This is a genomic window from Lentzea nigeriaca, assembly GCF_016907955.1.
GTDB lineage: Bacteria > Actinomycetota > Actinomycetes > Mycobacteriales > Pseudonocardiaceae > Lentzea > Lentzea nigeriaca.
In genome coordinates, this window is the sequence record NZ_JAFBCX010000001.1 from 899,786 (window position 1) to 926,415 (window position 26,630).

27 protein-coding genes are annotated in these 26,630 nt (G+C 68.8%); 22 read left to right on the plus strand and 5 right to left on the minus strand.

Translation table 11 applies throughout. From position 1 onward, the window contains the following. The first annotated feature begins 27 nt into the window (after nucleotides 1–27). Together efp and nusB are read left to right on the plus strand one after the other, a co-directional pair. Nucleotides 28–594: an elongation factor P gene (gene efp, locus JOD27_RS03360; RefSeq protein ID WP_204760577.1), complete on the plus strand. Its 567-nt coding sequence runs from the start codon at nucleotides 28–30 to the stop codon at nucleotides 592–594. After that, nucleotides 594–1,013, plus strand: coding sequence for a transcription antitermination factor NusB (nusB, locus tag JOD27_RS03365; RefSeq protein ID WP_204760578.1), 420 nt, complete (start codon nucleotides 594–596; stop codon nucleotides 1,011–1,013). Before efp ends, nusB begins: the two co-directional genes overlap by 1 nt. A 27-nt stretch (nucleotides 1,014–1,040) precedes the next feature. On the opposite strand, the gene JOD27_RS03370 is transcribed toward nusB, so the two are convergent. After that, nucleotides 1,041–1,682 (minus strand): HD domain-containing protein, encoded by a 642-nt coding sequence (locus JOD27_RS03370; protein ID WP_307829856.1) that lies wholly within the window; start codon nucleotides 1,680–1,682, stop codon nucleotides 1,041–1,043. A 21-nt stretch (nucleotides 1,683–1,703) separates the two neighbouring features. On the opposite strand from JOD27_RS03370, the gene JOD27_RS03375 reads away from it, so the two are divergent. The 3 genes from JOD27_RS03375 to JOD27_RS03385 are packed head-to-tail and all read left to right on the plus strand — an operon-like array spanning nucleotide 1,704 to nucleotide 3,130. Next, nucleotides 1,704–2,123 carry a hypothetical protein gene (locus JOD27_RS03375; RefSeq protein WP_204761200.1) on the plus strand — a complete coding sequence of 140 codons (420 nt, stop codon included), beginning with the start codon at nucleotides 1,704–1,706 and terminating at the stop codon, nucleotides 2,121–2,123. Nucleotides 2,124–2,133: 10 nt separating this feature from the next. Further along, nucleotides 2,134–2,982 carry a helix-turn-helix domain-containing protein gene (locus JOD27_RS03380; protein ID WP_204760580.1) on the plus strand — a complete coding sequence of 283 codons (849 nt, stop codon included), beginning with the start codon at nucleotides 2,134–2,136 and terminating at the stop codon, nucleotides 2,980–2,982. Next, nucleotides 2,957–3,130 carry a DUF397 domain-containing protein gene (locus tag JOD27_RS03385; protein WP_204760581.1) on the plus strand — a complete coding sequence of 58 codons (174 nt, stop codon included), beginning with the start codon at nucleotides 2,957–2,959 and terminating at the stop codon, nucleotides 3,128–3,130. The genes JOD27_RS03380 and JOD27_RS03385 overlap by 26 nt, the downstream gene beginning before the upstream one ends. Nucleotide 3,131: 1 nt before the next feature. Here JOD27_RS03385 and JOD27_RS03390 read toward each other — a convergent pair whose 3' ends face one another. Next, complete coding sequence (locus JOD27_RS03390; RefSeq protein ID WP_239566303.1) at nucleotides 3,132–3,833, minus strand: SDR family oxidoreductase; 702 nt, start codon at nucleotides 3,831–3,833, stop codon at nucleotides 3,132–3,134. A gap of 89 nt (nucleotides 3,834–3,922) precedes the next feature. Here JOD27_RS03390 and JOD27_RS03395 point away from each other — a divergent pair, with 89 nt between their 5' ends. The 3 genes from JOD27_RS03395 to JOD27_RS03405 are packed head-to-tail and all read left to right on the plus strand — an operon-like array spanning nucleotide 3,923 to nucleotide 6,377. Continuing rightward, nucleotides 3,923–4,732, plus strand: coding sequence for a sigma-70 family RNA polymerase sigma factor (locus JOD27_RS03395; RefSeq protein WP_275591546.1), 810 nt, complete (start codon nucleotides 3,923–3,925; stop codon nucleotides 4,730–4,732). A 47-nt stretch (nucleotides 4,733–4,779) separates the two neighbouring features. Next, entirely contained in the window at nucleotides 4,780–5,613 is an 834-nt protein-coding gene (locus JOD27_RS03400) for an alpha/beta hydrolase (RefSeq protein WP_204760582.1), read from the plus strand. After that, on the plus strand, nucleotides 5,610–6,377 hold the full coding sequence (locus JOD27_RS03405) for a helix-turn-helix transcriptional regulator (protein WP_204760583.1): 768 nt from the start codon (nucleotides 5,610–5,612) through the stop codon (nucleotides 6,375–6,377). The genes JOD27_RS03400 and JOD27_RS03405 overlap by 4 nt, the downstream gene beginning before the upstream one ends. 4 nt (nucleotides 6,378–6,381) lie before the next feature. On the opposite strand, the gene bldD is transcribed toward JOD27_RS03405, so the two are convergent. Beyond that, a complete protein-coding gene (gene bldD, locus JOD27_RS03410) occupies nucleotides 6,382–6,870 on the minus strand; it encodes a transcriptional regulator BldD (RefSeq protein WP_030471611.1) in 489 nt (162 codons plus the stop codon). A 257-nt stretch (nucleotides 6,871–7,127) separates the two neighbouring features. On the opposite strand from bldD, the gene pyrR reads away from it, so the two are divergent. The 12 genes from pyrR to metK all read left to right on the plus strand — a co-directional run bounded on the left by pyrR (nucleotide 7,128) and on the right by metK (nucleotide 19,616). Next, entirely contained in the window at nucleotides 7,128–7,700 is a 573-nt protein-coding gene (gene pyrR, locus JOD27_RS03415) for a bifunctional pyr operon transcriptional regulator/uracil phosphoribosyltransferase PyrR (protein WP_204760584.1), read from the plus strand. Beyond that, the gene (locus JOD27_RS03420; RefSeq protein ID WP_204760585.1) at nucleotides 7,697–8,629 is read left to right on the plus strand and encodes an aspartate carbamoyltransferase catalytic subunit; all 933 of its coding nucleotides are present in this window, start codon (nucleotides 7,697–7,699) and stop codon (nucleotides 8,627–8,629) included. Before pyrR ends, JOD27_RS03420 begins: the two co-directional genes overlap by 4 nt. After that, nucleotides 8,626–9,906 carry a dihydroorotase gene (locus JOD27_RS03425; protein WP_204760586.1) on the plus strand — a complete coding sequence of 427 codons (1,281 nt, stop codon included), beginning with the start codon at nucleotides 8,626–8,628 and terminating at the stop codon, nucleotides 9,904–9,906. Before JOD27_RS03420 ends, JOD27_RS03425 begins: the two co-directional genes overlap by 4 nt. Next, nucleotides 9,903–10,391, plus strand: a complete 489-nt coding sequence (locus JOD27_RS03430) for a PH-like domain-containing protein (RefSeq protein WP_204760587.1) — start codon at nucleotides 9,903–9,905, stop codon at nucleotides 10,389–10,391. Before JOD27_RS03425 ends, JOD27_RS03430 begins: the two co-directional genes overlap by 4 nt. Then, the gene (gene carA / locus JOD27_RS03435) at nucleotides 10,358–11,500 is read left to right on the plus strand and encodes a glutamine-hydrolyzing carbamoyl-phosphate synthase small subunit (RefSeq protein ID WP_204760588.1); all 1,143 of its coding nucleotides are present in this window, start codon (nucleotides 10,358–10,360) and stop codon (nucleotides 11,498–11,500) included. Before JOD27_RS03430 ends, carA begins: the two co-directional genes overlap by 34 nt. Further along, nucleotides 11,500–14,802, plus strand: coding sequence for a carbamoyl-phosphate synthase large subunit (carB, locus tag JOD27_RS03440; RefSeq protein WP_204760589.1), 3,303 nt, complete (start codon nucleotides 11,500–11,502; stop codon nucleotides 14,800–14,802). The genes carA and carB overlap by 1 nt, the downstream gene beginning before the upstream one ends. Nucleotides 14,803–14,807: 5 nt before the next feature. Then, the gene (gene pyrF, locus JOD27_RS03445) at nucleotides 14,808–15,626 is read left to right on the plus strand and encodes an orotidine-5'-phosphate decarboxylase (RefSeq protein ID WP_204761152.1); all 819 of its coding nucleotides are present in this window, start codon (nucleotides 14,808–14,810) and stop codon (nucleotides 15,624–15,626) included. A 295-nt stretch (nucleotides 15,627–15,921) separates the two neighbouring features. After that, nucleotides 15,922–16,239, plus strand: coding sequence for an integration host factor, actinobacterial type (gene mihF, locus JOD27_RS03450; protein WP_030471603.1), 318 nt, complete (start codon nucleotides 15,922–15,924; stop codon nucleotides 16,237–16,239). Then, nucleotides 16,236–16,832, plus strand: a complete 597-nt coding sequence (gene gmk / locus JOD27_RS03455) for a guanylate kinase (RefSeq protein WP_204760590.1) — start codon at nucleotides 16,236–16,238, stop codon at nucleotides 16,830–16,832. Before mihF ends, gmk begins: the two co-directional genes overlap by 4 nt. A 2-nt stretch (nucleotides 16,833–16,834) precedes the next feature. Then, nucleotides 16,835–17,113 (plus strand): DNA-directed RNA polymerase subunit omega, encoded by a 279-nt coding sequence (rpoZ, locus tag JOD27_RS03460; protein ID WP_045313812.1) that lies wholly within the window; start codon nucleotides 16,835–16,837, stop codon nucleotides 17,111–17,113. Then, complete coding sequence (gene coaBC, locus JOD27_RS03465) at nucleotides 17,110–18,363, plus strand: bifunctional phosphopantothenoylcysteine decarboxylase/phosphopantothenate--cysteine ligase CoaBC (protein WP_307829857.1); 1,254 nt, start codon at nucleotides 17,110–17,112, stop codon at nucleotides 18,361–18,363. The genes rpoZ and coaBC overlap by 4 nt, the downstream gene beginning before the upstream one ends. A gap of 26 nt (nucleotides 18,364–18,389) precedes the next feature. Beyond that, the gene (gene metK / locus JOD27_RS03470) at nucleotides 18,390–19,616 is read left to right on the plus strand and encodes a methionine adenosyltransferase (RefSeq protein WP_204760591.1); all 1,227 of its coding nucleotides are present in this window, start codon (nucleotides 18,390–18,392) and stop codon (nucleotides 19,614–19,616) included. Nucleotides 19,617–19,818: 202 nt separating this feature from the next. On the opposite strand, the gene JOD27_RS03475 is transcribed toward metK, so the two are convergent. Both JOD27_RS03475 and JOD27_RS03480 read right to left on the minus strand, forming a co-directional pair. Next, nucleotides 19,819–22,338: an ATP-binding protein gene (locus JOD27_RS03475; protein ID WP_204760592.1), complete on the minus strand. Its 2,520-nt coding sequence runs from the start codon at nucleotides 22,336–22,338 to the stop codon at nucleotides 19,819–19,821. Between the two features lie 51 nt (nucleotides 22,339–22,389). Beyond that, nucleotides 22,390–23,133: a calcium-binding protein gene (locus tag JOD27_RS03480; RefSeq protein WP_204760593.1), complete on the minus strand. Its 744-nt coding sequence runs from the start codon at nucleotides 23,131–23,133 to the stop codon at nucleotides 22,390–22,392. Between the two features lie 132 nt (nucleotides 23,134–23,265). Here JOD27_RS03480 and JOD27_RS03485 point away from each other — a divergent pair, with 132 nt between their 5' ends. Together JOD27_RS03485 and JOD27_RS03490 are read left to right on the plus strand one after the other, a co-directional pair. Then, a complete protein-coding gene (locus JOD27_RS03485; protein WP_204760594.1) occupies nucleotides 23,266–24,591 on the plus strand; it encodes a S8 family peptidase in 1,326 nt (441 codons plus the stop codon). Between the two features lie 92 nt (nucleotides 24,592–24,683). Then, nucleotides 24,684–26,630 (plus strand): phosphocholine-specific phospholipase C, encoded by a 1,947-nt coding sequence (locus JOD27_RS03490; protein WP_204760595.1) that lies wholly within the window; start codon nucleotides 24,684–24,686, stop codon nucleotides 26,628–26,630.

The window sequence follows — 26,630 nt, forward strand, 5'->3', positions numbered from 1 at the left end:
TCGTCCAATCACAGGAGAAATTCCACCGTGGCCACCACGAACGACCTGAAGAACGGCCTGGTGCTGAACCTCGACGGCCAGCTGTGGACCGTCACCGCGTTCCAGCACGTCAAGCCCGGCAAGGGTGGCGCCTTCGTGCGCACGACCCTCAAGCACGTGCTGACCGGGAAGGTCGTCGACAAGACCTTCAACGCGGGCACCAAGGTCGAGACCGCCACCGTGGACAAGCGCGGCATGACCTACCTGTACAAGGAAGGCACCGACTTCATCTTCATGGACGGTGACACCTACGACCAGATCCCGGTTCCCTCCGAGACCGTCGGTGACGCCGCGAACTACATGCTCGAGAACCAGGAGGCGGTCGTCGCCACGCACGAGGGCGTGCCGCTGTTCGTCGAGCTCCCGACCTCGGTCGAGCTCGTGATCGAGCACACCGACCCCGGCCTGCAGGGCGACCGCTCCACCGGCGGCACCAAGCCCGCGAAGCTCGAGACCGGCGCCGAGATCCAGGTCCCGCTGTTCGTCACGACCGGCGAGAAGATCAAGGTCGACACCCGCGACGGCCGTTACCTCGGCCGCGTCAGCGACAAGTAATGGGCGCTCGCAGCAAGGCCCGCAAGCGCGCGGTCGACTTCCTCTACGAAGCCGACCTCCTCGGCAGCGACCCCGTGACGCTGCTGGCCTCGCGCGTCGGGTCCCCGGACGTGCCGCCGGTGAACGACTACACGGTGACGCTCGTCGAGGGCGTCACCGCCCACCGCGCGCGCATCGACGACCTCATCTCCGAACACGCCGAGGGCTGGACCCTGCAGCGCATGCCGGCGGTCGACCGCGCGGTCCTGCGCATCGGCCTGTACGAGCTGCTGTGGGCGGCCGACGTGCCGGACGCGGTCGCGATCGACGAGGCCGTGGAACTGGCCAAGGGCCTGTCCACCGACGACTCGCCGCGGTTCGTGAACGGCGTGCTGGGCCGGATCGCGGTGATCGCGGACCAGCTGCGCGCTGTCCTCTAGCTCGACTCCGCACGCCGGGGTTGTGCACTAGCTACGTGCCCAGCCCCGGCGTTCGCCCTCGTCGATCAGGTGCATCGCCGTCTCGTACAGCACCGTCGAGCCCTCTCCGATGGCCGCCTTGCGACTGCGCACGTCGTCCGCGGTGACACCGGGCGTGCGCCACGTTCCGCCCTTGGCCATCCAGTTGAGCAACAGCGGTTGGAACCGGTCCACGGCCTTCGCGAACCGCGCTTCCGGCGTCTCCCGCGCCTCGAACTCGTCCCACAACGCCCGCAGCTCCCGGCCCGAGTCCTCCGGCAGGAGACCGAACAGCTTGTCCGCGGCGGCCTCTTCCCGTTCCACCTGGCTCTTGCCCAGCTCGGTGTCGTAGATCGGCGTGTCGCCCGCGTAGATCTCGACCAGGTCGTGCACCACCACGAGCTTGACCGTGTGGCCGACGTCGATCGGCTCGTCGGCGTACTCCGCCAGCACCATGACCATCAGCGCGAGATGCCACGAGTGTTCGGCGTCGTTCTCGCGCCGGTCGGCGGCCGCGAGTGGGGACGCGCGCAGCACCGTCTTCAGCTTGTCGACCTCGATCAGGAACGTCAGGTGCTCGTGCAGCCGGGAGTCCAGTCCGGACGGCAGCGGCGTGAGATCGGCGAGAAGATCTGTGTCGGAAGTGGTCACCCCGCCAGGATAGGAAGACCGATGACCAGAGCGACCATCTCGTCCAGGCTGGCGGCAGGTTTCGCGGTGCTGTCGGGGCTCGGCTTCGGATTGCCTGCCGTCTATGGCGCCGTGCACTACGCACGGCATGGTGAGGTCTGGCGGTTCATGGGTTTCCCCACCTATGGGCACGGACCGTTCGAGAAGGCAGGCATACCGACCACGGTGCCGCTGCTCGCGGGCTTCGCCGCCGTGTGCGGCGCGGAGGTGATCGCCGGAAGCCTGCTCTGGCGCGGCCGCCGATCCGGCAAGACGCTGGCACTCGCCCTGCTGCCGTTCGAGATCGCGTACTGGGTAGGCTTCGCGTTGCCCGCAGGACCCTTGCTCGGGGCGGGACGTACGATCGCGGTGATCTGTTTTCACCCGAACGAGCCAGTATCGTGTTCCAAGAACACGCCATAGCGTCGGGCACATGGCTTTCAGCACACCCTCCACCGCGTACAGCCGCGATCTCGGCGACGAACTGCGCCGCCTGCGCGAGACCTGCACCGAACTGAACGCCGCCAAGATGGCTGTCCGGCTCGGATGGGACCCGAGCAAGGTCTCCAACCTGGAGCACGGCAAGGCACGGCCCAGCGAGGTCGACCTGGTGCAGTTCCTCACGTTGTGCGGCAAGGATGTCGACTACTTCGAACACTTCAAGCGCCGGTACCGCAACGCCTTCGAGGAATACATCGTGCAGGTGCCCGGCAACCTGCGCACACTCGCGTTGGCTGAGTCCACCGCGACGAAGGTCTTCAGCTACGACGTGCTGACCGTGTCCGGTCTCCTGCAGACGCGGGAGTACGCGGAAGGGGTCTTCCGGCGGTCCGGTTTCGTCGTGGCGGAACGGATCCCGGAACTCGTGCAGATCCGCGCCGACCGCCAGGCGATCCTGCGCAAGCACAACCGGCCGGAGTGCGTGTTCTTTCTCCACGAGTTGGCCCTCCGGCAGCGGTTCGGCGACGACCAGGTCATGGAGGATCAGTATCTCCAGCTGCTGTTCAACGTGCACATGATCCGAATCGTGCCCGCTGACGTCCCCGCGATCTCGGCCGGGCTGATGCTGTTCGAGTTCGACAAGGCGCCGCCCGTCGCTCACCACGACTCCGACCTGGCGAAGCTGTTCGTACAGGATCCGGGTGCCATCGTGCGGACCAGGTTGATCTTCAATCGCCTGGATGAGATCGCCCTGGATGAGCAACAATCGCGGGAGAAGCTGGCGGAGTACGTCAGCGCACCGCGAGAGGAACTCGATGTCCCAGGACCGCACTTGGCGTAAGAGCAGCTACAGCGGTGGCACGGAGGACAGCAGTTGCGTGGAGGTCTCGCTCGCCCACGACGCGCTCGTCCGCGACTCCAAGAACCAGGCCGGTGAGGTGCTGGCGTTCAGCACCTCGGCCTGGCGCACGTTCATCGCGACCGTCTGACTCAGACGGCGGCCAGGAACTCCTCCCACGTGTGGGTGCCGTGGTCGCCGTCCAAGGTCAGGTTCTGCCCGCCGCGGTAGGCCTTCCCGGCCTTGCCCGGCAACCGCACCGGCACGGTGAGCCGACGCTTGCCGACCGTCGTCAGGTAGTCCCGCACGAGCTGCTTCATCTCGTACACGGCAGGCCCGGCCAGGTCCGCCACCTGTCCGGCGGGCTCACCCAGCGCGAGTTCGCCGATCCGCGCGGCCACGTCGCGGACGTCGACCGGCTGCAGTCTCATGCCCGGCACCGGCACGATCGGCAGCTTCGCGAGACCGCGCACCATGGTCAGTGTCAGGTCGTGGAACTGGGCCGCGCGCAGGATCGTGAACGGGATGCCCGACGACTCGACGGCCTTCTCGCAGGCGAGCTTGGTGCGCAACCACGTCAGCGGCACGGTGTCCGCGCCGATCACCGAGATGTAGACGAAGTGGCGCACACCCGCGCAGCCCGCGAGCAGGTTGCGGGTCGCGATGTCGTCGCCCTTCTGCCCGCCCGCCAGGTGCACCACGACGTCGGCGTCGATCTTCGGCACCTCGGTGAGCAGATCGCACACCAGGCCTGAATGCCTGCTCAGCACGATGACCTCAGCGCCGGCCGCGCGCAACGACGGGACCACGTGCTTGCCGAGGGTGCCGGTGCCGCCGGTGACGAGGATCTTCATGATTACCCTCCAATGGGACGCTGTTGCCCGGTCGACCCGGCGGCGCCCGAGAACGTGACACGGTGTGTGCCAGGCCACAGGGGGAAGCTTTGATCGCGGAGTTCGAGCAGGAACGCACCCGGCTGAGGGCGATCGCCCACCGGATGCTCGGGTCGTTCGCGGAGGCCGACGACGCGTTGCAGGAGGCGTGGCTGCGGGTCGACAAGGCCGACACCAGCGAGGTCGAGAACCCGCAGGGCTGGCTCACGACCGTGGTCGCGCGGGTGTGCCTGAACATGTTGCGGGACAGGCGTGAGCACGCGTTCGAGATGCCGGACCCGGTGATCGACATCAGCGAGGAGCCCGAGCACCAGGCCGTCGCCAGGGACGAGGTCGGGCTCGCGATGCTCGTAGTGCTCGACACGCTCAAGCCCGACGAGCGGCTGGCGTTCGTGTTGCACGACATGTTCGCGGTGCCGTTCGACGACATCGCGCCGTTGATCGACAAGACGCCCGCCACCACCCGTCAGCTCGCAAGCAGGGCGCGCAAACGCGTGCAGGACCGGCCGCGGCCGAACGTCGACCTGCCGAAGCAGCGGGAAGTGGTGAACGCGTTCCTCAAGGCGTCGCGTGAAGGGGACCTGGAGGGCCTGGTGTCGGTGCTGCACCCCGACGTGACGCTCAAGGCGGGCGACCTCGAGGTCATCGGCGGGCGGACGGTCGCCGGGCGGGCCAGCACGTTCCGCAAGTACGCCACGATGGCCGACATCCAGCTCGCGCTCATCGGCGGCGAGGCCGGGTTCGTCAGCCGGGTCGACGGCGTGCTGTTCTCGGCGATGGCGTTCACGGTGCGCGACGACAAGATCGTCGCGATTCACGTCATCCAGGACAAAGATCAGCTCGCCGCGCTGGTTTCTTGAGAAAGGGTGACAGGACGGTGTCGCGGACGGGTGCGAACGTCTGCGACATGAAGATCATCGACGAGGACTGCCTCACCGAAACCCTGGAGTTCAACAGCAGGTTCGAGATGCCGGTCGCGCCGCTGGAGGTCCTGCGGCGCAACCGGCTCGGCGGCCACACGCCACCGGTCAGGCTGCCGCAGGGCCAGGACCGGACGGTCGCGGGCGTCAAGGTCAGGGTGTTCATGCCGGACCACATCGACGGCGTGTACCTGCACATTCACGGCGGCGGCTGGTCGTTCGGCTCCGCGGACGGGCAGGACGAGCGGCTGTGGCGGCTCGCCAGGGAAACACGGCTGGCCGTGGTGAGCGTCGAGTACCGGCTGGCTCCGGAGCACCCGTTCCCGGCAGCGCCCGACGACTGCGAGGCCGTCGCGCGGTGGCTCGCCGAGCACGCCGAGGCCGAGTTCGGCACGAGCAGGCTGCTGATCGGCGGCGAGTCGGCCGGTGCTCACCTGAGTGTCCTGACCTTGCTGCGCGTGCCAGGGGTGTTCCGGGCGGCGAACCTCGTGTTCGGTGCTTATGACCTGTCGACGCCGAAAACCGAGAGGCTGCAACGCACCTACGAACTGTTCACACCGGGGATGACCGCCGAGCAACGCCGTGACCCGGCGGTCTCGCCGTTGTTCGCCGACCTGACCGGACTGCCGCCCGCCCGGATCGTCGTCGGCGCCGAGGACCCGTTGCTGGATGACTCGGTGGCCCTGGCCGGACGGTGGCAGGCGCCCGTGGAGTTCGGCGTCGTCGCGGGCGCGATGCACGGCTTCACGCTGCACCCGTTGACGATCACCGAGCGAGACCGGCGCCGCGAGCAGGACTTCTTGGCAGGATCGGTGTTGTGAACCGCACAGCCCGGCTGTACGCGCTGGTGGAGGAGTTGCGCGCGGCGGCGCCGAGGTCGTTGACGGTCGCGACGCTCGCCACCCGGCTCGAAGTCAGCACTCGGACCGTGCAGCGCGACCTGCAGGCGTTGATGGAGACCGGTGTCCCGGTGCGGACCACGCCGGGACGCGGTGGAGGCTGGTCGATCGAACCCGCGATGACCCTGCCGCCGATCCACTTCACCCCGGACGAGGCGGCGGTGCTGGCCGCCGCCCTCGCCGGGGCCGACGGCTCCAAGGCCGCGCGCACGGCGTTCCAGAAGATCGCGGCGGTGCTGAACGGTCCCGCGACGGCCGCGGCCGGTGACCTCGCCGCCCGCATCGTCGCGCTGCCGTCGAGAACGGACGCCCAGGTCAGGGAGGCGGTGCACCAGGCGCTGGCCACGAACACCGTGCTGCGGCTCACCTACAGCGACGCGGCCGGGCAGGACACCGAACGCGTGGTGGAACCCGCGGGGCTGCTCACCACCGACGGCAGGTGGTACCTCATCGCCTGGTGCCGCACGCGCCGAGCAGGAAGGGGTTTCCGGCTGGACCGGATCGCCTCGGCGACGCTCACCGGCGAGCATGCGCAGCGTCACGACCTGAGCGACCTGCTGAGCGGTTCGCTCGGCGCCGGCGCTGCGCGACCGGCCACGCTGGATCCCCTGAATGCAGCAATGGCCCCCTCGACGTCCCCAGGGCGACTAACAGGACGTGAGGGAGCCACTGCTGCAAAAGCGTGAGTGCTCAGTCTTCCTTCGCGGGACGGGCCTCGGGAGGCAGCACACCCCAGTCGATGAGCTGCTCGGTGAGCTCACCCGGCGTCATGTCGTAGATGATCGCGAGTGAGCGCAGGTCCTCGGTGCGGATGGAGAGGACCTTGCCGTTGTAGTCACCGCGCTGCGACTGGATGGTCGCGGCATAGCGGGCCAGCGGGCCGACCTTCTCGACCGGCAACTGCTGGAGCCGTTCGAGATTGATCACGATCTTGGTGGCCGGCTCGGCACCCGACGGCACGCGGCCCTCAGGCAGGAGCTCGGCGACGGGAACCCCGTAGAAGTCGGCCAGTTCGGCCAGCTTCTGCACGGTCACCGCTCGGTCACCGCGCTCGTACGAGCCGACGACCACGGCCTTCCAGCGACCGCCGGACTTCTGCTCGACGCCGTGCAGGGACAGGCCCTGCTGCTGGCGGATAGCGCGGAGCTTGGCCCCCAGCGCCTTGGCGTAGTCGCCCATGTGGCGGTTCTCCGTTCATTCGCCCCGTCAGCAGTACGGCGGTGCTGCGGGGAGGCTTAGATCGATACGCAGAGTAATGATTACTCGCCGTGGTCGACAGGTCAAGCTGATCTCAGGACGAGACGCGCGCCACGCCTGGCACACCACTCGGATGGTTGACCGTCCGTAGGTGATACGGTGCAGGTCAGCCCGGCTGTAACCGGGTGTCCGACGTCCTTTAAGGACCCGTCCAGTGAGGCGGGGAAGGAGGTCCAGCCGTGGCGTCACGTCAACGTGGCGCGACGGATCCGGCCGGGGATCGCGAGATCCTGTCGGCTGGTGATGTCGCGCGCACCGTCGCCCGAATGGCCCATCAGATCATCGAGAAGACCGCTCTCGATGCACCGAGCGCACCCGACGTCGTCTTGATGGGTATTCCCAGCCGGGGAGCCCCTCTCGCGCGCCGTCTGGCCGCTAAGATCGCCGAATTTTCCGGCAGGCAGGTGCACGAAGGCACTCTGGACATCACGCTCTACCGCGACGACCTGCGCAGAGGCCCGACGAGGCCGCTGGAGACGACGAAGCTGCCCGAGGGCGGCATCGACGACAAGCTCGTCGTGCTCGTGGACGACGTCCTGTTCTCCGGCCGCACCATCCGCGCCGCGCTCGACGCCCTGCGCGACCACGGCCGTCCCCGCGCTGTCCAGCTCGCCGTGCTGGTCGACCGCGGGCACCGGGAGCTGCCGATCCGCGCCGACTACGTCGGCAAGAACCTGCCCACGTCCAAGACCGAGGACGTCGTCGTGATGCTCGACGAGTTCGACGGCCGCGACGGAGTGGTGCTGAAGTGAAGCACCTGCTCTCCACCGACGGTCTCGACCGCGACCAGGCCACCGCGATCCTCGACACCGCCGACCGGCTGAAGCAGGCGCTGCTCGGCCGCGAGGTCCGCAAGCTGCCGACGTTGCGCGGCCGCACCGTGATCACGATGTTCTACGAGAACAGCACCCGGACCCGCGTCTCGTTCGAGATCGCGGGCAAGTGGATGTCCGCGGACGTGATCAACGTCAGCAGCTCCGGCTCGAGCGTCAGCAAGGGCGAGTCGCTGCGCGACACCGCGCTGACCCTGCAGGCCGCGGGCGCGGACTGCGTGATCGTGCGGCACCCGGCGTCCGGTGCGGCCCACCGCCTCGCGGGCTGGCTCAAGCACACCAACACGTCCGTGGTGAACGCGGGCGACGGCATGCACGAGCACCCGACGCAGGCGCTGCTCGACGCCGCCACGTTGCGCGACCGGCTCGGCAGCCTCGACGGCCGCCGCGTCGCGATCGTCGGCGACGTCCTGCACAGCCGCGTGGCGCGGTCGAACGTGCACCTGCTGACGGCACTCGGTGCCGAGGTCACGTTGGTCGCCCCACCGACGCTGTTGCCGACGGGCGTGGAGAAGTGGCCGGTCGCGGTCTCGCACTCCATCGACGCCGAGCTCGCGTCGCAGGACGCCGTGATGATGCTGCGAGTCCAGGCCGAGCGCATGACCGGCGGGTTCTTCCCGAGCTCGCGCGAGTACTCGATCGCCTACGGCCTCAACGAACGCCGCCTGAAGCTGCTGCCAGAGCACGCCGTCGTGCTGCACCCCGGCCCGATGCTGCGCGGCATGGAGATCGCCTCCGTCGTCGCCGACAGCCCGCAGGCCGCGATCACCGAACAGGTCCGCAACGGTGTCCACGTGCGCATGGCCGTGCTGTACCACTTGCTCGCCCACGAGGAGGAAAACGCGTGAAACCCTTGCTGCTCAAGGGAGTTAGGCCCTACGGCGAGGGGGAACCGATCGATCTGCTGATCCGCGACGGCGTGATCGCAGAAGGTGCGGACGAAAACGCCGAAGTCATCGAGGGCAACGGAGCGGTCCTGCTGCCCGGATTCGTTGATCTGCACACCCACCTGCGTGAACCCGGTCGTGAAGACACCGAGACCATCGAGACCGGCTCCAGGGCCGCCGCGCTCGGTGGCTACACCGCCGTTTTCGCGATGGCCAACACCGACCCGGTCGCCGACAACGCGGTGATCGTCGAGCACGTCGCCCGCCGCGGCCAGGAGGTCGGCCTCGTCGACGTCCACCCGGTCGGCGCCGTCACCGTCGGCCTCAAGGGGGAGAAGCTCGCCGAGCTCGGCACGATGGCGAACTCCAAGGCCAACGTGCGGGTGTTCTCCGACGACGGCCACTGCGTGCACGACCCGTTGATCATGCGCCGCGCCCTGGAGTACTCGAAGGCACTGGGTGCCGTGATCGCCCAGCACGCCGAGGAACCGCGCCTCACCATCGGCGCCCAGGCGCACGAGGGCGAGAACGCCTCCCGCCTGGGCCTGCAGGGCTGGCCCGCGGCGGCCGAGGAGTCGATCGTCGCCCGCGACTGCATCCTCGCCCAGCAGGTCGGCGCGAAGCTGCACGTCTGCCACGTCAGCACCACCGGCACGGCCGACGTCCTGAAGTGGGCCAAGGCGCGCGGCACGAAGGTGTCCGCCGAGGTCACCCCGCACCACCTGATCCTGACCGACGACCGGCTCGCCACCTACGACCCGGTCAACAAGGTCAACCCGCCGCTGCGCACGCAGGCCGACGTCGACGCGCTGCGCGAGGCGCTCGCCGACGGCACCATCGACTGCGTCGCCACGGACCACGCCCCGCACGCCGTCCAGGACAAGGACTGCGAGTGGTCGGCGGCCAGGCCGGGCATGCTCGGACTGCAGACCGCGCTCGGCATCGTCGTCGAGACGATGGTGAAGACCGGGCTGCTGGACTGGCGCGGCGTCGCTCGGGTGATGAGCGAGAAGCCCGCCGAGATCGCCGGACTGACCGACCAGGGTCGTCCGATCTCCGTCGGCGAGCCCGCGAACCTCGTGCTGGTCGACCCGGACGCGACGTGGACCGTGAACGGCGCGGAGCTCGCGAGCATCGCGGGCAACACCCCGTTCGAGGGCATGGAACTGCCCGGCGCGGTGACGGCGACCATCTTGCGTGGGCGCGTGACCGCGATGGCGGGAAGGATTGCCGAATGACCCGCGTGCTGCTCGTCCTGGTGGTCTTCCTGTTCTTCGCGCTGTGCGTCTACGGCATGTGGCACGGCTGGAAGCGGCGTCAGGCCAAGCAGGCCGGTCTGCCCGCGTTCCCGGCCACGCCCGCGACGCTCGGTGAGCCGAAGCTCGAGACCACGGGCGTCTACATCGGAACGACCAACGCGGGCAACTGGCAGGACCGCATCCAGGTCGGCGACATCGGCCACCGCGCGGAGGCCACGCTGAGCCTCGTGCCGGAGGGCGTCGCGATCGACCGCGTCGGCGCGTCGCCGATCTTCATCCCGGCGGAGTCCATCCGGGACGCACGGACCGACCGCGGCCTCGCCGGGAAGGTCATGTTCAGCGAAGAGGGATTGCTGGTGGTCCAGTGGGAGAACCAGGGCCACCTGTTCGACACCGGGTTCCGCGGTGACGACAAAGCGGTTTATGAGGAATGGGTACAGGCACTCGTGGGAGGCAAGGCGTGACGAACGCGGCATTGGTGCTGGAAGACGGACGTGTCTTCCGCGGTGAGGCGTACGGAGCGACCGGCCGCACACTCGGCGAGGTCGTGTTCTCCACGGCCATGACCGGCTATCAGGAGACCCTGACCGACCCGTCCTACCACCGCCAGATCGTGGTGCAGACCGCGCCGCAGATCGGCAACACCGGCTGGAACGACGAGGACGACGAGTCGTCGAAGATCTGGGTCGCCGGGTACGTGGTCCGCGACCCCGCGCGCACGCCGTCGAACTGGCGGTCCAAGCGGGGCCTGGACGAGGAGCTCGCGAAGCAGGGCGTCGTCGGCATCGCGGGTCTCGACACCCGCACGCTGACCCGTCACATCCGTGAGCAGGGCGCGATGCGCGCCGGTGTCTTCTCCGGCTCGGAGCTGACCGACGACGCGTCGATGGTCGAGCAGGTCAAGGCCTCCGCGCAGATGATCGGCGCGAACCTCGCGGTCGACGTGACCACTTCCCAGCCCTACGTGGTCGAGGCCATCGGCGAGAGGAAGTACACCGTCGCCGCGCTCGACCTGGGCATCAAGTCGAACACCCCGCGGATGATGGCGGCGCGCGGCATCGAGGTGCACGTCCTGCCGTTGACCAGCACGTTCGAGGACATCCTCGCGGTCAGCCCGGACGGGTTGTTCCTCTCGAACGGCCCTGGTGACCCGGCGACGCAGGACCACGCGATCGCGCTGACGAAGGAGGCGCTGGGCCGCAAGCTGCCGCTGTTCGGCATCTGCTTCGGCAACCAGATCCTCGGCCGCGCGGTCGGCCGCGGGACGTACAAGATGCGCTACGGCCACCGCGGCATCAACATCCCGGTGATCGACGTGGCCACCGGCAAGGTCGCCATCACCGCGCAGAACCACGGGTTCGCGCTGGAGGGCACGCCCGGCGAGGAGTTCTCCTCCGAGTTCGGCCGCGCCGTGCTGTCGCACTACTGCCCCAACGACGGCACCGTCGAGGGCGTCCGGCTGCTCGACGCGCCGGCGTTCTCCGTGCAGTACCACCCCGAGGCCGCGGCGGGTCCGCACGACGCCGCGCCCCTGTTCGACGAGTTCGTGACGCTGATGAAGGATGCCCGCTGATGCCGAAGAGGACTGATCTCAAGCACGTTCTGGTCATCGGCTCCGGGCCGATCGTCATCGGTCAGGCATGCGAGTTCGACTACTCCGGCACCCAGGCGTGCCGGGTGCTGCGGGAGGAGGGGATCAGGGTCAGCCTGGTCAACTCCAACCCGGCGACGATCATGACCGACCCCGAGTTCGCCGACGCCACCTACATCGAGCCGATCACGGCCGAGTTCGTGGAGAAGGTCATCGCGCAGGAACGTCCCGACGCGATCCTGGCCACGCTGGGCGGTCAGACCGCGCTCAACACCGCCATCGCGCTGCACGAGCGCGGGGTGCTGGAGAAGTACAACGTCGAGCTGATCGGCGCGAACGTCGACGCGATCCAGCGCGGCGAGGACCGGCAGATCTTCAAGGACCTGGTGCGCAAGATCGGCGCCGAGGTCCCGCGCTCGGCCGTCTGCAACACGATGGACGAGGTGCGCAAGACCGTCGCGGAGCTGGGCCTGCCGGTGGTGATCAGGCCGTCGTTCACCATGGGCGGCCTCGGTTCCGGCATGGCGCACACCGAGGAGGAGCTGGAGCGCCTCGCGGCCATCGGCCTGGAGGAGTCCCCGGTCACCGAGGTGCTCATCGAGGAGAGCGTGCTCGGGTGGAAGGAGTACGAGCTCGAGCTCATGCGCGACCGCAACGACAACGTGGTCGTCATCTGCTCGATCGAGAACATCGACCCGATGGGCGTGCACACGGGCGACTCGGTGACGGTCGCGCCCGCGATGACGCTGACCGACCGCGAGTACCAGCACATGCGCGACGTCGGCATCCAGGTCATCCGCGAGGTCGGCGTCGACACCGGTGGCTGCAACATCCAGTTCGCCATCCACCCCGAGAACGGCCGCATGGTCGTCATCGAGATGAACCCGCGCGTGTCGCGGTCGTCGGCGCTGGCTTCGAAGGCGACCGGCTTCCCGATCGCCAAGATCGCCGCGAAGCTCGCCATCGGCTACACGCTCGACGAGATCACCAACGACATCACGGGGGAGACCCCGGCGTCGTTCGAGCCGACGCTCGACTACGTGGTCGTGAAGGCGCCGCGGTTCGCGTTCGAGAAGTTCCCCGGTGCGGACCCCACGTTGACGACGACGATGAAGTCGGTCGGCGAGGCCATGTCGATCGGTCGCAACTTCGTCGAGGCGCTGGGCAAGGCGCTGCGTTCGCTGGAAACGAAATCGGTCGGTTTCTGGACTCAGCCCGACCCCGAGGGCACTACGCTCGAATCCGTCCTGGCACAACTGAATCGCGGTCACGACGGCCGCCTGTACACGGTCGAACGCGCCCTCCGGCTCGGTGCGTCCATCGAGGACGTTCACAAGGCGTCGGGGATCGACCCGTGGTTCATCGAGCAGATCGCCTGGCTCGGTCAGTTGCGCACGGAGCTTCTCGAGGCTCCCGTGCTCGACGAGCCGTTGCTGCGCAAGGCGAAGCGCGCTGGTCTCTCCGACCGGCAGATCTCCGTGCTGCGGCCGGAGCTCGCCGGTGAGGACGGCGTGCGCGCCCTGCGGCACCGTCTGGGCGTGCGGCCGGTCTACAAGACGGTCGACACGTGCGCGGCGGAGTTCAAGTCCGAGACGCCGTACCACTACTCCGCGTACGAGCTCGACCCTCAGGCCGAGTCGGAGGTGGCCGAGCAGCGGGAGAAGCCGAAGGTGCTGATCCTGGGCTCCGGGCCCAACCGCATCGGGCAGGGAATCGAGTTCGACTACTCGTGCGTGCACGCCGCCATGGCGCTGCGGGAGGCCGGGTACGAGACCGTCATGGTCAACTGCAACCCGGAGACCGTGTCGACCGACTACGACACGTCCGACCGCCTCTACTTCGAGCCGCTGACGTTCGAGGACGTCCTCGAGGTCGTGCACTCCGAGCAGCGCTCCGGTGACGTCGCGGGCGTGATCGTCCAGCTCGGCGGCCAGACGCCGCTGGGCCTGGCGCAGCGCCTGGCCGACGCCGGTGTGCCCGTCGTGGGCACGACGCCCGAGGCGATCCACCTCGCCGAGGACCGCGGCCAGTTCGGCAAGGTGCTGACCGACGCCGGTCTGCCCGCGCCGAAGTTCGGCACGGCCACGTCGTTCGACGAGGCGAAGGAGATCGCGGACGAGATCGGCTACCCGGTCCTCGTGCGACCGTCCTACGTGCTCGGCGGCCGCGGCATGGAGATCGTGTACGACGAGGAGTCGCTGTCGGGCTACATCGCCCGCGCGACCGAGGTGACGCCCGAGCACCCGGTGCTCGTCGACCGCTTCCTCGACGACGCCATCGAGATCGACGTCGACGCGCTGTGCGACGGCGACGAGGTGTTCATCGGCGGTGTGATGGAGCACATCGAGGAAGCCGGTGTGCACTCCGGCGACTCGTCGTGCGCGCTGCCGCCGATCACGCTCGGCGCGTCGGACATCGAGAACGTGCGGAGGTCCACCGAGGCCATCGCGCGCGGCATCGGCGTGAAGGGGCTCCTGAACGTCCAGTACGCGCTCAAGGACGACGTGCTGTACGTCCTGGAGGCGAACCCGCGTGCGTCGCGCACGGTGCCGTTCGTGTCCAAGGCGACCGCGGTCTCGATGGCCAAGGCGGCCTCACGGGTCATGCTCGGTGCCACGATCGCGGAGCTGCGCGAGGAGGGTGTGCTGCCGGCCACCGGCGACGGTGCCCGGCTGCCCGAGCACGCCCCGGTCGCGGTCAAGGAAGCCGTCATGCAGTTCCACCGCTTCCGCACGCCCGAGGGCCACGGCGTCGACTCGCTGCTGGGCCCGGAGATGAAGTCCACCGGCGAGGTCATGGGCATCGACTCGTCGTTCGGCAAGGCGTTCGCCAAGTCGCAGACGGCCTCCTACGGGTCGCTGCCGACGTCGGGCAAGGTCTTCGTCTCGTTCGCGAACCGCGACAAGCGCGCGATGATCTTCCCGGTGAAGCGACTGGCCGACCTGGGCTTCCAGATCCTCGCCACCTCCGGCACCGCGGAGGTGCTCAAGCGCAACGGGATCGACTGCACCGAGGTGCGCAAGCACTTCGAGGGCGACGGCAACGTCGTCGACATGATCCTGGCCGGCGAGATCGACATGATCTTCAACACGCCGTACGGCAACAGCGGGCCGCGTGTGGACGGCTACGAGATCCGCACCGCCGCTGTGGCGAAGGACATCCCGTGCGTCACCACGATCCAGGGCGCTGCCGCGGCCGTGCACGGCATCGAGGCGCTCATCCGGGGTGACATCGGGGTGCAGCCGCTGCAGGCGCTCCAAGCGGCTCTGAGGGAGGGCGCGTGATCTTCGTGCCAGATCATTTTGGGCAGAAGCTCGCGAAAGCCGTTGAGGCGCACGGACCGCTGTGCGTCGGGATCGACCCGCATCCGTCGCTGCTGGACGCCTGGGGCCTCTCCCACACCGCGGAGGGCCTCGAACGGTTCGCTCTGACGGCCGTGGAGGCGTTCGGCGGCAAGGTCGCGATGGTGAAGCCCCAGGCGGCGTTCTTCGAGACCTACGGGTCGCGTGGGGTCGCCGTGCTCGAACGGGTGATCGCCGAGCTGCGCGACTCCGGCACGTTGGTGCTGGTGGACGCCAAGCGCGGCGACATCGGCTCCACGATGGCCGCGTACGCCGAGGCGTACCTGGGTGACGGCTCGCCGCTCGCCGGTGACGCCGTGACGCTGTCTCCCTTCCTCGGCTTCGGCTCGCTGCAGCCCGCGCTGGACACGGCGCGGGCGACCGGCCGCGGGGTGTTCGTGCTGGCGCTCACGTCCAACCCGGAGGGTGCCGAGGTCCAGCGGTCGGTTGCTCCGGACGGGCGAACCGTGGCCCAGACGATCATCGATTTCGCCGCGGCTCGGAATTCCGGCATTTCCCCGTGCGGCGATGTTGGACTCGTCGTGGGTGCCACGATCGGGGAAACGGATGTGGACCTCGCGGGGTTCAACGGCCCGATCCTCGCGCCCGGTTTCGGGGCCCAGGGCGGCTCGGTGGCTGATCTAAAACGGCTCTTCGGGCCCGACATGCGCAACGTTCTTCCGACTTCTTCACGAGATGTTCTCAAGCATGGCCCGGACGTATCGTCGCTGGTCAGCGCCGTGCGGAGGGTTCAGGAGAGCCTCTGAGGGGCGGGCGCGCCACAACTTTTGAGTGTGGCGCGCTCACCTGGGGAAACATGTGTTGGTAGGGTCCAGCCCACCGGCTGCCCCGCTGGTCACCGGCCTCATAGCACACCTAGCGTGTGGGACGAGTCGCCGGTGGCGGTGATCAGGCCGTCGGAGGGTGTTGGTACTACTACCACCCGCCGCATCACTCATGGCCGCTGAAGATTTACCTGACTGGGTCACGTTGTCCCCAGGCAATTGCGGTCGGTACGGTCGCGGCACCGATCCGAAAAGAATCCACACCACGGAGGAAATCGTGGCTCTTCCCCAGCTTACCGAGGAGCAGCGAGCCGCAGCGCTGGAGAAGGCTGCTGCCGCTCGTCGCGCTCGGGCTGAGCTCAAGGAGCGCCTCAAGCGCGGCGGCACGACCCTGACGGACGTGCTCAAGGCCGCCGAGAGCGACGAGGTCCTGGGCAAGATGAAGGTGTCCGCGCTGCTCGAGGCCCTGCCGGGCGTCGGCAAGGTGCGCGCGCAGCAGATCATGGAGCGCCTCGAGATCGCTCCGAGCCGCCGCCTGCGCGGTCTGGGTGACCGCCAGCGCAAGGCCCTGCTCTCCGAGTTCAGCGGAGAGTGAGTGACACCGGGACGGGAGCGGGCTCTGTCCGCTCCCGTCTCACCGTCCTGTCCGGGCCGTCGGGCGTAGGCAAGTCGAGCGTCCTGGCGGAGCTGCGCAAGCAGCAACCCGATGTGTACTTCTCCGTCTCGGCGACCACCAGGAAGCCGAGGCCGGGGGAGGTCGACGGGGTGCACTACCACTTCGTCGACCGAGAGAAGTTCCAGCAGATGATCGACGCAGGCGAGTTCCTCGAACACGCCGAGTTCGCCGGCAACTGCTACGGAACTCCCCGCAAACCGGTCGAGGAAGCACTGGCCGCAGGCAGGCCCGCCCTGCTGGAGATCGAACTGCAGGGGGCGCGGCAGGTCCGCGTGGCCATGCCGGACGCCCAGCTGGTGATGCTGATGCCCCCGTCCTGGGAGCATCTGGTCGGCAGGCTGACCGGCCGTGGCACCGAGGACCCGGCGGTCGTCGAGCACAGGCTCGCCATCGCCCGTGAGGAACTCGCAGCCGAAAAAGAGTTCGACGAGGTCGTCGTGAACGCCGACGTGAAGTCGGCGGCCGCCGACTTGCTATCCTTGATGGTCGGACCACGAATCTCAGGAGTTTGAGAGTGATCACCCACACCGAGCTCGGTCACCTGACCGGTTCTCCGGAGGGCATCACCAACCCGCCGATCGACGACCTGCTGGAGCAGGTGAGCTCGAAGTACGCGTTGGTGATCTACGCCGCGAAGCGTGCCCGCCAGATCAACGACTACTACGCGCAGCTCGGCGAGGGCCTGCTCGAGTACGTCGGCCCGCTCGTCGAGCCGGGCCCGCGTGAGAAGCCCCTCTCGATCGCTCTTCGCGAGATCCACGCGGGTCTCCTCGAGCACACCGAGGGCGAGTGAGCTCCGCGTCCTCTGACGCTGATGCCCCCTCCAAGCCCAGGATCATCCTGGGTGTTGGCGGGGGCATCGCCGCGTACAAGGCCTGTGAGGTCCTGCGCCGCCTGACCGAGTCCGGTCACTCCGTTCGGGTCATCCCCACCGAGGGCGCGCTCAAGTTCGTGGGAGCCGCCACGTTCGAGGCGCTGTCCGGCCAGGTCGTGACCGCCGACCCGTTCGACGACGTGCACGAGGTGCCGCACGTCAAGCTCGGGCAGAACGCCGACCTCGTGGTGGTCGCGCCGGCCACGGCGAACATCATCGCGAAGGCCGCCCACGGCCTCGCCGACGACCTGCTGACGAACACCCTGCTGACCGCGCGCTGCCCGGTCCTGCTGGTCCCCGCGATGCACACCGAGATGTGGGAGCACCCGGCCACCCAGCACAACGTGCAGCTGCTGCGGTCGCGCGGTGTGATCGTCGCCGAACCGGCGAGCGGCCGTCTGACCGGCAAGGACACCGGCAAGGGTCGCCTGCCGGACCCCGCCGAGATCGTCGAACTCGCCCGGCTGCTGCTGGTGCGCGGGGACGCTCTGCGGCGGACACTGGAGGGCGTGCACGTCGCGATCTCCGCCGGCGGTACGCGCGAACCCCTCGATCCGGTGCGCTTCCTCGGGAACCGCTCGTCCGGCAAGCAGGGCTATGCCCTCGCCAGGGTCGCGGCGCAGCGCGGTGCCAGGGTGACGCTGGTCGCGGGCAACACGGCGGACCTCTCGACGCCCGCCGGAGTCGACCTGGTCCGGGTCGGCTCGGCGGTCGAGCTGCGGGAGGTCATGCACAAGGTCGCGGCCGACGCGGACGTGGTCGTGATGGCCGCCGCGGTGGCCGATTTCCGGCCCGTCGCGCTCGCCGGGCACAAGATCAAGAAGACGTCCGCCGACCCCGACCCGATCACGCTGACGAAGAACCCCGACATCCTCGCGGAGCTCGTTTCCGCACGTCGGGAGGGTCAGGTGATCGTCGGGTTCGCCGCGGAGACGGGCGACGAGACGACCTCGGTGCTCGACTACGGGCGGGCGAAGCTGCGCCGCAAGGGCTGCGATCTCCTGGTCGTCAACGCGGTCGGCGACGGCAAGGCGTTCGAGCAGGAGGACAACGCCGGTTGGCTGCTGTCCGCCGACGGCGCCGAGACCCCTATACCGCACGGCTCGAAAGCGCAACTGGCGTCCGTGGTGTGGGACGCGGTTACCGCCCGTTCGACTGATTCTCAATAAGCTCTACCTAAGCTTTCACCGACGTCATGTCCAGCGAACAAGGAGTGTCCGTGAGCCAGCACAGCAGCAGGCTGTTCACCAGTGAGTCGGTGACCGAGGGACACCCCGACAAGATCTGCGACGCGATCAGCGACTCGATCCTCGACGCGCTGCTGGCGAAGGACCCGCGCTCCCGCGTCGCGGTGGAGACGCTGGTCACCACGGGGCAGGTCCATGTCGCGGGTGAGGTCACCACGGAGGCCTACGCCGACATCCCCACGATCGTGCGCGAGAAGATCCTGGAGATCGGCTACGACTCGTCCGCGAAGGGCTTCGACGGCCACTCGTGCGGCGTGAACGTCGCCATCGGCGCGCAGTCGCCGGACATCGCGCAGGGTGTCGACACGGCGTTCGAGAACCGCGTCGAGGGTGCGGCGGACGAGATCGACAAGCAGGGTGCGGGCGACCAGGGCCTGATGTTCGGGTACGCGTGCACCGACACGCCCGAGCTGATGCCGCTGCCGATCGCGCTCGCGCACCGGCTGTCGCGCCGCCTGAGCGCGGTCCGCAAGGACGGCACCGTGCCGTACCTGCGTCCGGACGGCAAGACGCAGGTCACCATCGAGTACGCGGGCGACCAGCCCGTCCGGCTCGACACGGTCGTCATCTCCACCCAGCACGCCGACGGCATCGACCTCGAGAAGCTCCTCGGCGTCGACCTGCGCCAGCACGTCGTGGAGCCCGAGCTCGCCGAGCTGACGCTGGACACCACCAACGTCCGGCTGCTGACGAACCCGACCGGCCGCTTCGTCATCGGTGGCCCGATGGGTGACGCTGGCCTGACCGGCCGCAAGATCATCGTCGACACCTACGGAGGCATGGCCCGTCACGGTGGCGGCGCGTTCTCCGGCAAGGACCCGTCGAAGGTTGACCGCTCCGCCGCGTACGCGATGCGCTGGGTCGCCAAGAACACCGTCGCGGCAGGCCTCGCCACCCGCGTCGAGGTCCAGGTCGCCTACGCGATCGGCAAGGCCGCGCCGGTCGGTCTGTTCGTCGAGACCTTCGGCACCGAGACGGTCGACCCGCAGAAGATCCAGCAGGCCATCACCGAGGTCTTCGACCTCCGCCCGGCCGCGATCATCCGCGACCTCGACCTGCTCCGCCCGATCTACGCCCCGACCGCCGCGTACGGCCACTTCGGCCGCACCGACGTCGACCTGCCCTGGGAGTCGACCGACCGCGCCGACGCCCTGCGCGCTGCCGCCGGCGCCTGATCAGCACCGCTCGAACGGCCCGCTTCCTCACCGGGAGGCGGGCCGTTTCGCGTATCTCCGGCTGCTTCGCGGTCTCCGCAGTGAGTCTGGAATTCCGGCGGGACTCGTCCGCTGCGGCGGCAATGCGGAGTTTCGTGGTTGTCCTCCCTTGCCCGTGTGGTGCCTACGGACTGAAGAGTCGCAACAGAGCGTTGCCCGAACGCTAACCAGAGCGAGCCATGTCGCGTTCCACGACTGGGATCGGCGCCCCGATCTCGGTGCGGATCGCCGCCGCCTGCGTGCGCAGCGACGGGTTCCGCGTAACGTCCGCCAGCGCCTCCAGCACGCTCGCCTCCCGCCAGCGGTCGCCGAGTTCGCGGTGCAGGATGAGGCTGCGTTCCAGCAACGAGCGCGCGGCAGCGGGGTTGCCGGTGCCGTGCTCGACGACGCCGAGCAGGTTGAGCGCCCAGGCGATGCCCTCCTTGAACTCCAGTTCGCCGAACGTGTCCAGCGCTTCGTCCAGCAGTGTCCTGGCTCTGGCCGTCTCGCCCCGGTACCACGCCACCGCGCCCAGGTAGGCGAGCGACGACGTGGCACCACGTCGATCACCCAGACCTCGCAGTGACTTCAGTGATGCCTGAAGATCGGCCTCCGCGACGGCGAGATCACCGGAGAGCCAGGACGTGGCTCCCGCGAGTTGTCGCGCGTAGGCGGCGTTCACCGGGTTCGATGCGCGTGCTGCCTCCTGATAGTGGTGCAACGCCGTTTCGTAGAAGCCGCGCTCCCGTGCGACCGAACCCAACAGCCGGTGCAGCCGTCCGGCCAGCGACGGATCGGCTTCCAGGCCGTCACGGGCGTGCCGGACCGCCTCGCTGTAGTCGCATTCGAGCAACGCCAGCGCTGCTGCGGAAGCCAAAGCCTTGCCGCGCAACGGTCCTGAGCCTCTGAGTGCGATCCTCAGCCACTGGCGGCCCTCGCGGTAGTTGCCGGTGCGGTGCCAGTAGCGGTTCAGCGCGACGGCCAGGCGCAGCACTTTGCCGGTATCGCCGTTCTTCGTGAACCAGTCCATGGTGCGCTGGAGGTTGGCGTGCTCGATCCGCAACTCGTCGAGCAGCGTGCCCGTCGGGTCTGCTTCCGCGCGTTCGGCCAGGTGCAGGAAGAAATCGGCGGCGCGGGCGTGTGCCTCGGAGGGCTGTTCGAGGGCGAACGCGTGGACGGTTTCCAGCATGGAGAAACGGGTTTCGCCGGCTGCCCGGGACACCCGCACGAGGGATTTGGCGACCAGGCCGGTCAGCGCGTCGAGCGTGCCCGTCAGCGCCTCGACCAGGTCGGCGGGGAAACCGCCCGCGCACACGGCGAGATCGGCGAACAGCGTGCGTTCCGAGGACGTCAGCAGGTCGTGGCTCCACGCGATCGCGGCGCGCAACGGCCCGAGCAGGCCGAACCGGTCGCGCAACCGGCGCACGATCTGGGCCGGCGTGAGGACGGAGGTGCGGGCGGCGGCGAGTTCCAGTGCCAGCGGCAGGCCGTCGAGCGCGGCGCACAGCTGGGCGATCGCAGGGGCGTCCGCGTCGGTGTAGTGGTGGGCGGCGCGGTCCAGGAACAGCCTGACGGCGTCGTAGGCGGCCAGTTCGGTCAACGAGCGCGGGACGTCCGGATCTGGCACGGCGAGCGGCGGAACCGCGTAGATCGCCTCGCCGGGGACGTTGAGCGGTTCGCGACTCGTGGCGAGTACTCGCAACTTCGGGTTTCTTTCGGTGAACGCCGCGCACTTCGCTCTGAGGTGTTCGCAGTTGTCCAGCACCAGCAAGGTGTTTCCGAGCGTGCCGAGCTCTCGGGTGGTGATGCCGAACGCCGCGGCGACCGCGTCGCCGACGCAGGTCGCGGACGTCAGATCGACCACTGTGGACGATGGTGAGACGTGCTGGGCCAGGCGCGACTTGCCGCAGCCCGCCGGGCCGGTGAGCGTCACGAGACGCGTCTTTTCGAGTAATCTCACGACGTCCTGCGTCTCGCGCTGCCGTCCGACGAGGCTCGTGCCGGAGCCGGCCGGCGGGCACGCCAGCGCCTCGGCCTCGATCGTGCGCAGTCCCGGCCCGGGATCGACACCGAGCTCGTCGACGAGCACCGTGCGGGCGCGACGGACCGTGCTCAACGCGTCGGCGCGTCGGCCGCCACGTAGTTGTGCCTCGGCGAGCAGCTCCCAGAAACGTTCACGGAGCGGATGGCTCACCACGAGCCGTTCCAGCTGTGCCGTTCCGTAGTCGCCGCGGCTGATCTCTTGCTGCGCCAGCGCTTCCTCAGCCGCGAGCCGTGCCTCGTGCAACCGGGTGATCTCCGCGGACGCCCACTCGAAGACGTGGCAGTCGGCCAGTGGATCGCCGCGCCACAAGGCGAGTGCCGCACGGGGCGAGGGCGCGCGCTCGAAGCGCGTCACGTCCACGTGCGATGGGTCGGTGCGCAAGGCATAGCCCGCACTTGTGGTGACCAGAACGTCCACGAGACCGATGGCGGACAGTGCGCCACGCACGCGCGCGATGTGGCTGTGGAGCGTTCGCAGCGCCGTCGGAGGTGGCTCGGTGCCCCACAACGCGTCGATCAGGCGGGTTGCGGGGAGCACCGATGCCGCGCGCAACGCCAGCAGCGCCAGGAGGGAACGCTGGCGCGTACCGGCGAGGCGCAGCACGCCGCCCGGCCCGGTGACTTCGAGGGGGCCGAGCAGGCGGACGTCGAATGGGTCCACGCACCAGCGGAGTCCTCAGCGAGGACCCTGAATACATCGCAACGGGGTTCGTCACTGGACGCACACGTCGCCGGGACCCTCCGTGCACGTGTCGGTGCCGCCGAGCCCGAACATCCGGTTGGGCCAGGCGTTGCCGGACAACGTGTCGTCGCCCGCGGTGCCGAACACGTCCTGGACGTTCAGGATCTCGTCGATCTCTCCCGGCCTGGACGCCGTACCCGCCGCGAGGTCGATCACCATGCCCTCGGCGTGGTCGCTGAAGTCCGCGCTGTCGCGCATGTTGGGCTTCACGCCGTCGATCTTGTCGTTGCCGTAGCCGCCCTGCAGGAAGTTGCCGCCGCCGTCGGCAGGTGACTCGTCCAGCACGTCGTCGCCGTTGCCGCCGTAGAGCTTGTCGGCGCTGGGACCGCCGGTGATGGTGTCGTCGCCCTCGCCGCCCATCAGGACGTCCGGACCGGAGCCGCCGTGCAGCGAGTCGTCGCCGTCGCCGCCGTGCTGCTCGCTGGGCACGGCGCTGTCGTAGAACACCGTGTCGTCGCGGTCGCCCAGGTAGATGACGATCTTCTGGACCTGCGCGCACTGGACGCGCGAGGCCGACAGGCGCGTGCACCCGGTGCCCGCCCGCATCGTGCCGGCATCGCTGATGGTGGTGCCGGAGACGTGGAGCTGGCTGGCGCGCGCGGGCGCCCCGGTGATGACGAGCCTGCCGGCCTCGACCCGCGCGACCGTGGCGGGTTCCGGTGCGGCGGTGGTGGCGGACGCGACGAGTGCGGCTGCGACGACGAGCTGAAGCATGGTTCCCCCTCTTCGATGATGTGCACGTGACTACGCGGGTGCTGTTGTGGATCTGTTGTGGCGGCCGCATCCGGGCCACAACCGCGCCGGTTTCTCCTTCTCGCCGTCAGTGCAGTTGGGAAAGGGGAGACCATGAGAACCGGCATGGCAGCGCTGCTCGGCGCCGTGATGGCGCTGGCGGTGGTACCGCTGACCGCGGCGGCGCAGGAAGAGCCCGAGCAGGAGATCATCGTCAAGTTCCGGGACGGTGCGTCGAGATCCGACGCGCTGGAGAAGTCGCGGACGCGGGCCGTCGCGGACGCCACGGACGGAGCCGAGGTGCTCGCCTCGCGCGACGCCGCGGAGTCGATCCGGGTGCTGATGGCGCGCGGTGACGTCGAGTACGCCGAGCCGAACATCGTGCTGGAGGCCACCGCAGTACCGAACGACCCGCTGTGGCCGCAGCAGTGGCACTACTGGGAGTCGCCCGGCGGCATCGGGTTGTCGCCCGCCTGGGACCAGGGACCGTCCGGCGCGGGCGTGCGGGTCGCGGTGATCGACACCGGCCGCACCGCGCACCCCGACCTGTCCGCCAACTACATCGGTGGCTACGACTTCATCAGCAACGCGGTCTTCGCCAAGGACGGCAACGGCCGGGACGCCAACCCGACCGACCAGGGCGACTGGCGGCTGGCAGGGCAGTGCGGTCCCGGCTCCCCGGCGCGGCCGTCGAGCTGGCACGGCCTGCACGTCGCGGGCACCGTGGCCGCGTTGCGCAACAACCTGACCGGTGGCACAGGCGTCGCGCCGTTGGCCAAGGTCGTGCCGGTGCGCGTCCTCGGCACGTGCGGCGGCACGCTGGCCGACATCGCGGCGGGCATCGTGTGGGCGGCCGGTGGCGCGGTGCCGGGCGTTCCGGCGAACCCGAACCCGGCCAAGGTGCTGAACCTGTCGCTCGGCGGCCCGTCGGCGGTCTGCCCGGCGACGTTGCAGAACGCGATCAACACCGCGCGCAATGTCCACGGGGCGACCGTCGTCGTCGCCGCGGGTAACGACGCGGCCAACGCCTCCGGCACCACCCCGGCCAACTGCGCGGGAGTGATCACCACGGGTGCCACCGACCGCCAGGCCAACCGCGCGTGGTACTCCAACTTCGGTGCGTCGGTCGAGATCTGCGCGCCGGGCGGCGAGACGTCGCCGGTGGCCGCGAACGGCGTGTTGTCGACGCTGAACAACGGCGTCACGGTGCCCGCCGGATCGATCTACCAGTTCTACCAGGGCACCAGCATGGCGACTCCGCACGTCGCCGGTGTCGTGGCGCTGATGCAGCACGCGCGGGTGCAACACGGCAAGCCGTTGCTGACGCCCGCGCAGGTGCTGTTGCACCTGAAGGCAATGGTGCTGCCGCCTGCCGCTCAGTGCGGCAAGGGACTGCTCGACGCCCAGGGCAGTGTGGCGGCCGCTATCGCCGCGCCCTGACTGTGAGGTGTGAACGAGGCCCCGGTCATCCGGGGCCTTTGTTCATACGTGGGTCGGTTTCGGGACACCTAATGAGACTAGAAACTCGTTCCATGTCGTTCTCTCGTCGTGGGTTCATGGCTGCGGTCGCTGCTGCTGGCGCGGGCACGTTGCTGCCACCGTCGGTGTACGCCGCATTGGCCAATGAACCCCGTGCGGGAGGGTTGCGCGCGATCAAGCACGTCGTGCTGTTGATGCAGGAGAACCGGTCGTTCGACCACTACTACGGAACGCTCCGCGGTGTGCGCGGGTTCTCCGACCGCAACGCGTTGAGGGGTGTGTTCAACCAGTCGGGGGTGCTGCCGTTCCCGGTGCGTGAAGCCGCGTCAGGGCGGGACATCCAGTACATCGGCGACCTCGACCACAGCTGGAACGGCGGGCACGCGGCGTTGCGCGGCGGCTGGAACGACAACTGGGTGCCCGCGAAGACCGCGGCGACGATGGCGTTCTACACGCGGCAGGACCTCCCGTTCCACTACGAGCTTGCCGACACCTTCACGCTGTGCGACGCCTACCACTGCTCGGTGCCGTCCTCCACGTCACCGAACCGCAACTACTGGGTGTCCGGGTACACCGGTTTCGAGCCTTCCGGTTCGCGCGCGACCGGGAACGCGGCCTACAACGAGGACAACCACGCCGGGTACACGTGGAAGACCTACCCGGAACGCCTGGAGGCGGCGGGGAAGTCGTGGCGGGTGTACCAGGAGTGGGACAACTTCCAGGACAACAACCTGGAGTTCTTCGCGCGGTTCAAGGAGATCGCGCGCAAGGTGCTGCCGCCGGGGTTCAAGTCGCTGGACAAGCTGTACGGGACCGGGGATCCGGCGTTGATCGGCGCGATCGATCTTTCGCGGCTTTCTCCCGCCGAGAGGTCCTTGTACGACAGGGGATTGCATCGGGTCAGACCCGGTGGGCTGGGGGAGGCGTTCCGTTCTGACGTCGCCGCCGGCCGGCTTCCCGCCGTGTCGTACCTGGTCCCGTCCTCTGTGGACTCCGAGCATCCCGGTGCGTCATCGCCCGCTGCTTCCGCGTCGATCACGTATCAGGTCCTGGACGCGTTGGCGTCTCATCAGGACGTGTGGGAGTCCACGGTCCTGTTCATCACCTACGACGAGAACGACGGCTTCTACGACCACGTGCCGCCGCCGCGCCCGCCGTTGTCCGTCGTTGACGAGTACGTGGGCGACCGGCCGTTGGGGTTGGGTGCGCGCGTGCCGATGACCGTCGTCTCGCCGTGGTCCGTCGGCGGGTACGTGTGTTCGCAGGTGTTCGACCACACGTCGATGACGCAGTTCCTGGAGAAGTGGACCGGGGTGCGGTCGGAGGAGATCTCCGCGTGGCGCCGGACCGTGTCGGGCGACCTGACCTCGACGTTCGACTTCGAGCATCGCCGTGCATGGCCCGAGGTCGGCGAGCCCGCGCCCGTGCCGCCCGCCACGCCGCGCTGGCGTCCCGCGCCGCCGTCGTCGCAGAAGATGCCCGAACAGGAGCCCGGACGACGACGTGCGCGCGCTCTGCCGTACCAGCCTGACGCGTCGTTGTGCGGGGATTCGCTGGAGATGACGAACTCCGGGTCTGCTTCCGTGCACTTCGCGCTGTATCCCTACTCGGGCCAGTTCCCGGTGCCGCAGCACTTCGACGTCGCGTCGTCGGCTTCCGTGGAGGTCACGGGTGATCACGACCTGGTCCTGCTGGGCCCCAACGGTTTCCGCCGCGAGTTCTCCGGCTCTGCCTCCGACCGTGCGCGAGTGTCGTCGTCGGTGCGCGGCTACAGCCGTGTGCTGACGTTGACGTTCGAGAACTCCGGATCGTCGCCGTTGACGTTCGTGCTGGGGCGGCGGTGGTACGTCGTGAGACCGGGCCATCGGCACGTGATCCCGTGGCTGACCGTGATGAACTCCGGTTGGTACGACCTCACTGTGACGGTGGCGGAGGAGCCACGGTTCCGCCGCCGTTTGTGTGGTCACATCGAGAACGGCCGGGAGTCGATCTCCGGTTAA

Coding starts and splice junctions, on each gene's coding strand:
- nusB (WP_204760578.1), top strand. CDS start 594: ATGGGCGCTCGCAGCAAGGCCCGCAAGCGCGCGGTCGACTTCCTCTAC.
- JOD27_RS03375 (WP_204761200.1), top strand. CDS start 1,704: ATGACCAGAGCGACCATCTCGTCCAGGCTGGCGGCAGGTTTCGCGGTG.
- JOD27_RS03380 (WP_204760580.1), top strand. CDS start 2,134: ATGGCTTTCAGCACACCCTCCACCGCGTACAGCCGCGATCTCGGCGAC.
- JOD27_RS03385 (WP_204760581.1), top strand. CDS start 2,957: ATGTCCCAGGACCGCACTTGGCGTAAGAGCAGCTACAGCGGTGGCACG.
- JOD27_RS03390 (WP_239566303.1), bottom strand. CDS start 3,833: ATGAAGATCCTCGTCACCGGCGGCACCGGCACCCTCGGCAAGCACGTG.
- JOD27_RS03400 (WP_204760582.1), top strand. CDS start 4,780: ATGAAGATCATCGACGAGGACTGCCTCACCGAAACCCTGGAGTTCAAC.
- bldD (WP_030471611.1), bottom strand. CDS start 6,870: ATGGGCGACTACGCCAAGGCGCTGGGGGCCAAGCTCCGCGCTATCCGC.
- JOD27_RS03430 (WP_204760587.1), top strand. CDS start 9,903: ATGACCCGCGTGCTGCTCGTCCTGGTGGTCTTCCTGTTCTTCGCGCTG.
- carA (WP_204760588.1), top strand. CDS start 10,358: ATGGGTACAGGCACTCGTGGGAGGCAAGGCGTGACGAACGCGGCATTG.
- carB (WP_204760589.1), top strand. CDS start 11,500: ATGCCGAAGAGGACTGATCTCAAGCACGTTCTGGTCATCGGCTCCGGG.
- metK (WP_204760591.1), top strand. CDS start 18,390: ATGTCCAGCGAACAAGGAGTGTCCGTGAGCCAGCACAGCAGCAGGCTG.
- JOD27_RS03480 (WP_204760593.1), bottom strand. CDS start 23,133: ATGCTTCAGCTCGTCGTCGCAGCCGCACTCGTCGCGTCCGCCACCACC.
- JOD27_RS03485 (WP_204760594.1), top strand. CDS start 23,266: ATGAGAACCGGCATGGCAGCGCTGCTCGGCGCCGTGATGGCGCTGGCG.
- JOD27_RS03490 (WP_204760595.1), top strand. CDS start 24,684: ATGTCGTTCTCTCGTCGTGGGTTCATGGCTGCGGTCGCTGCTGCTGGC.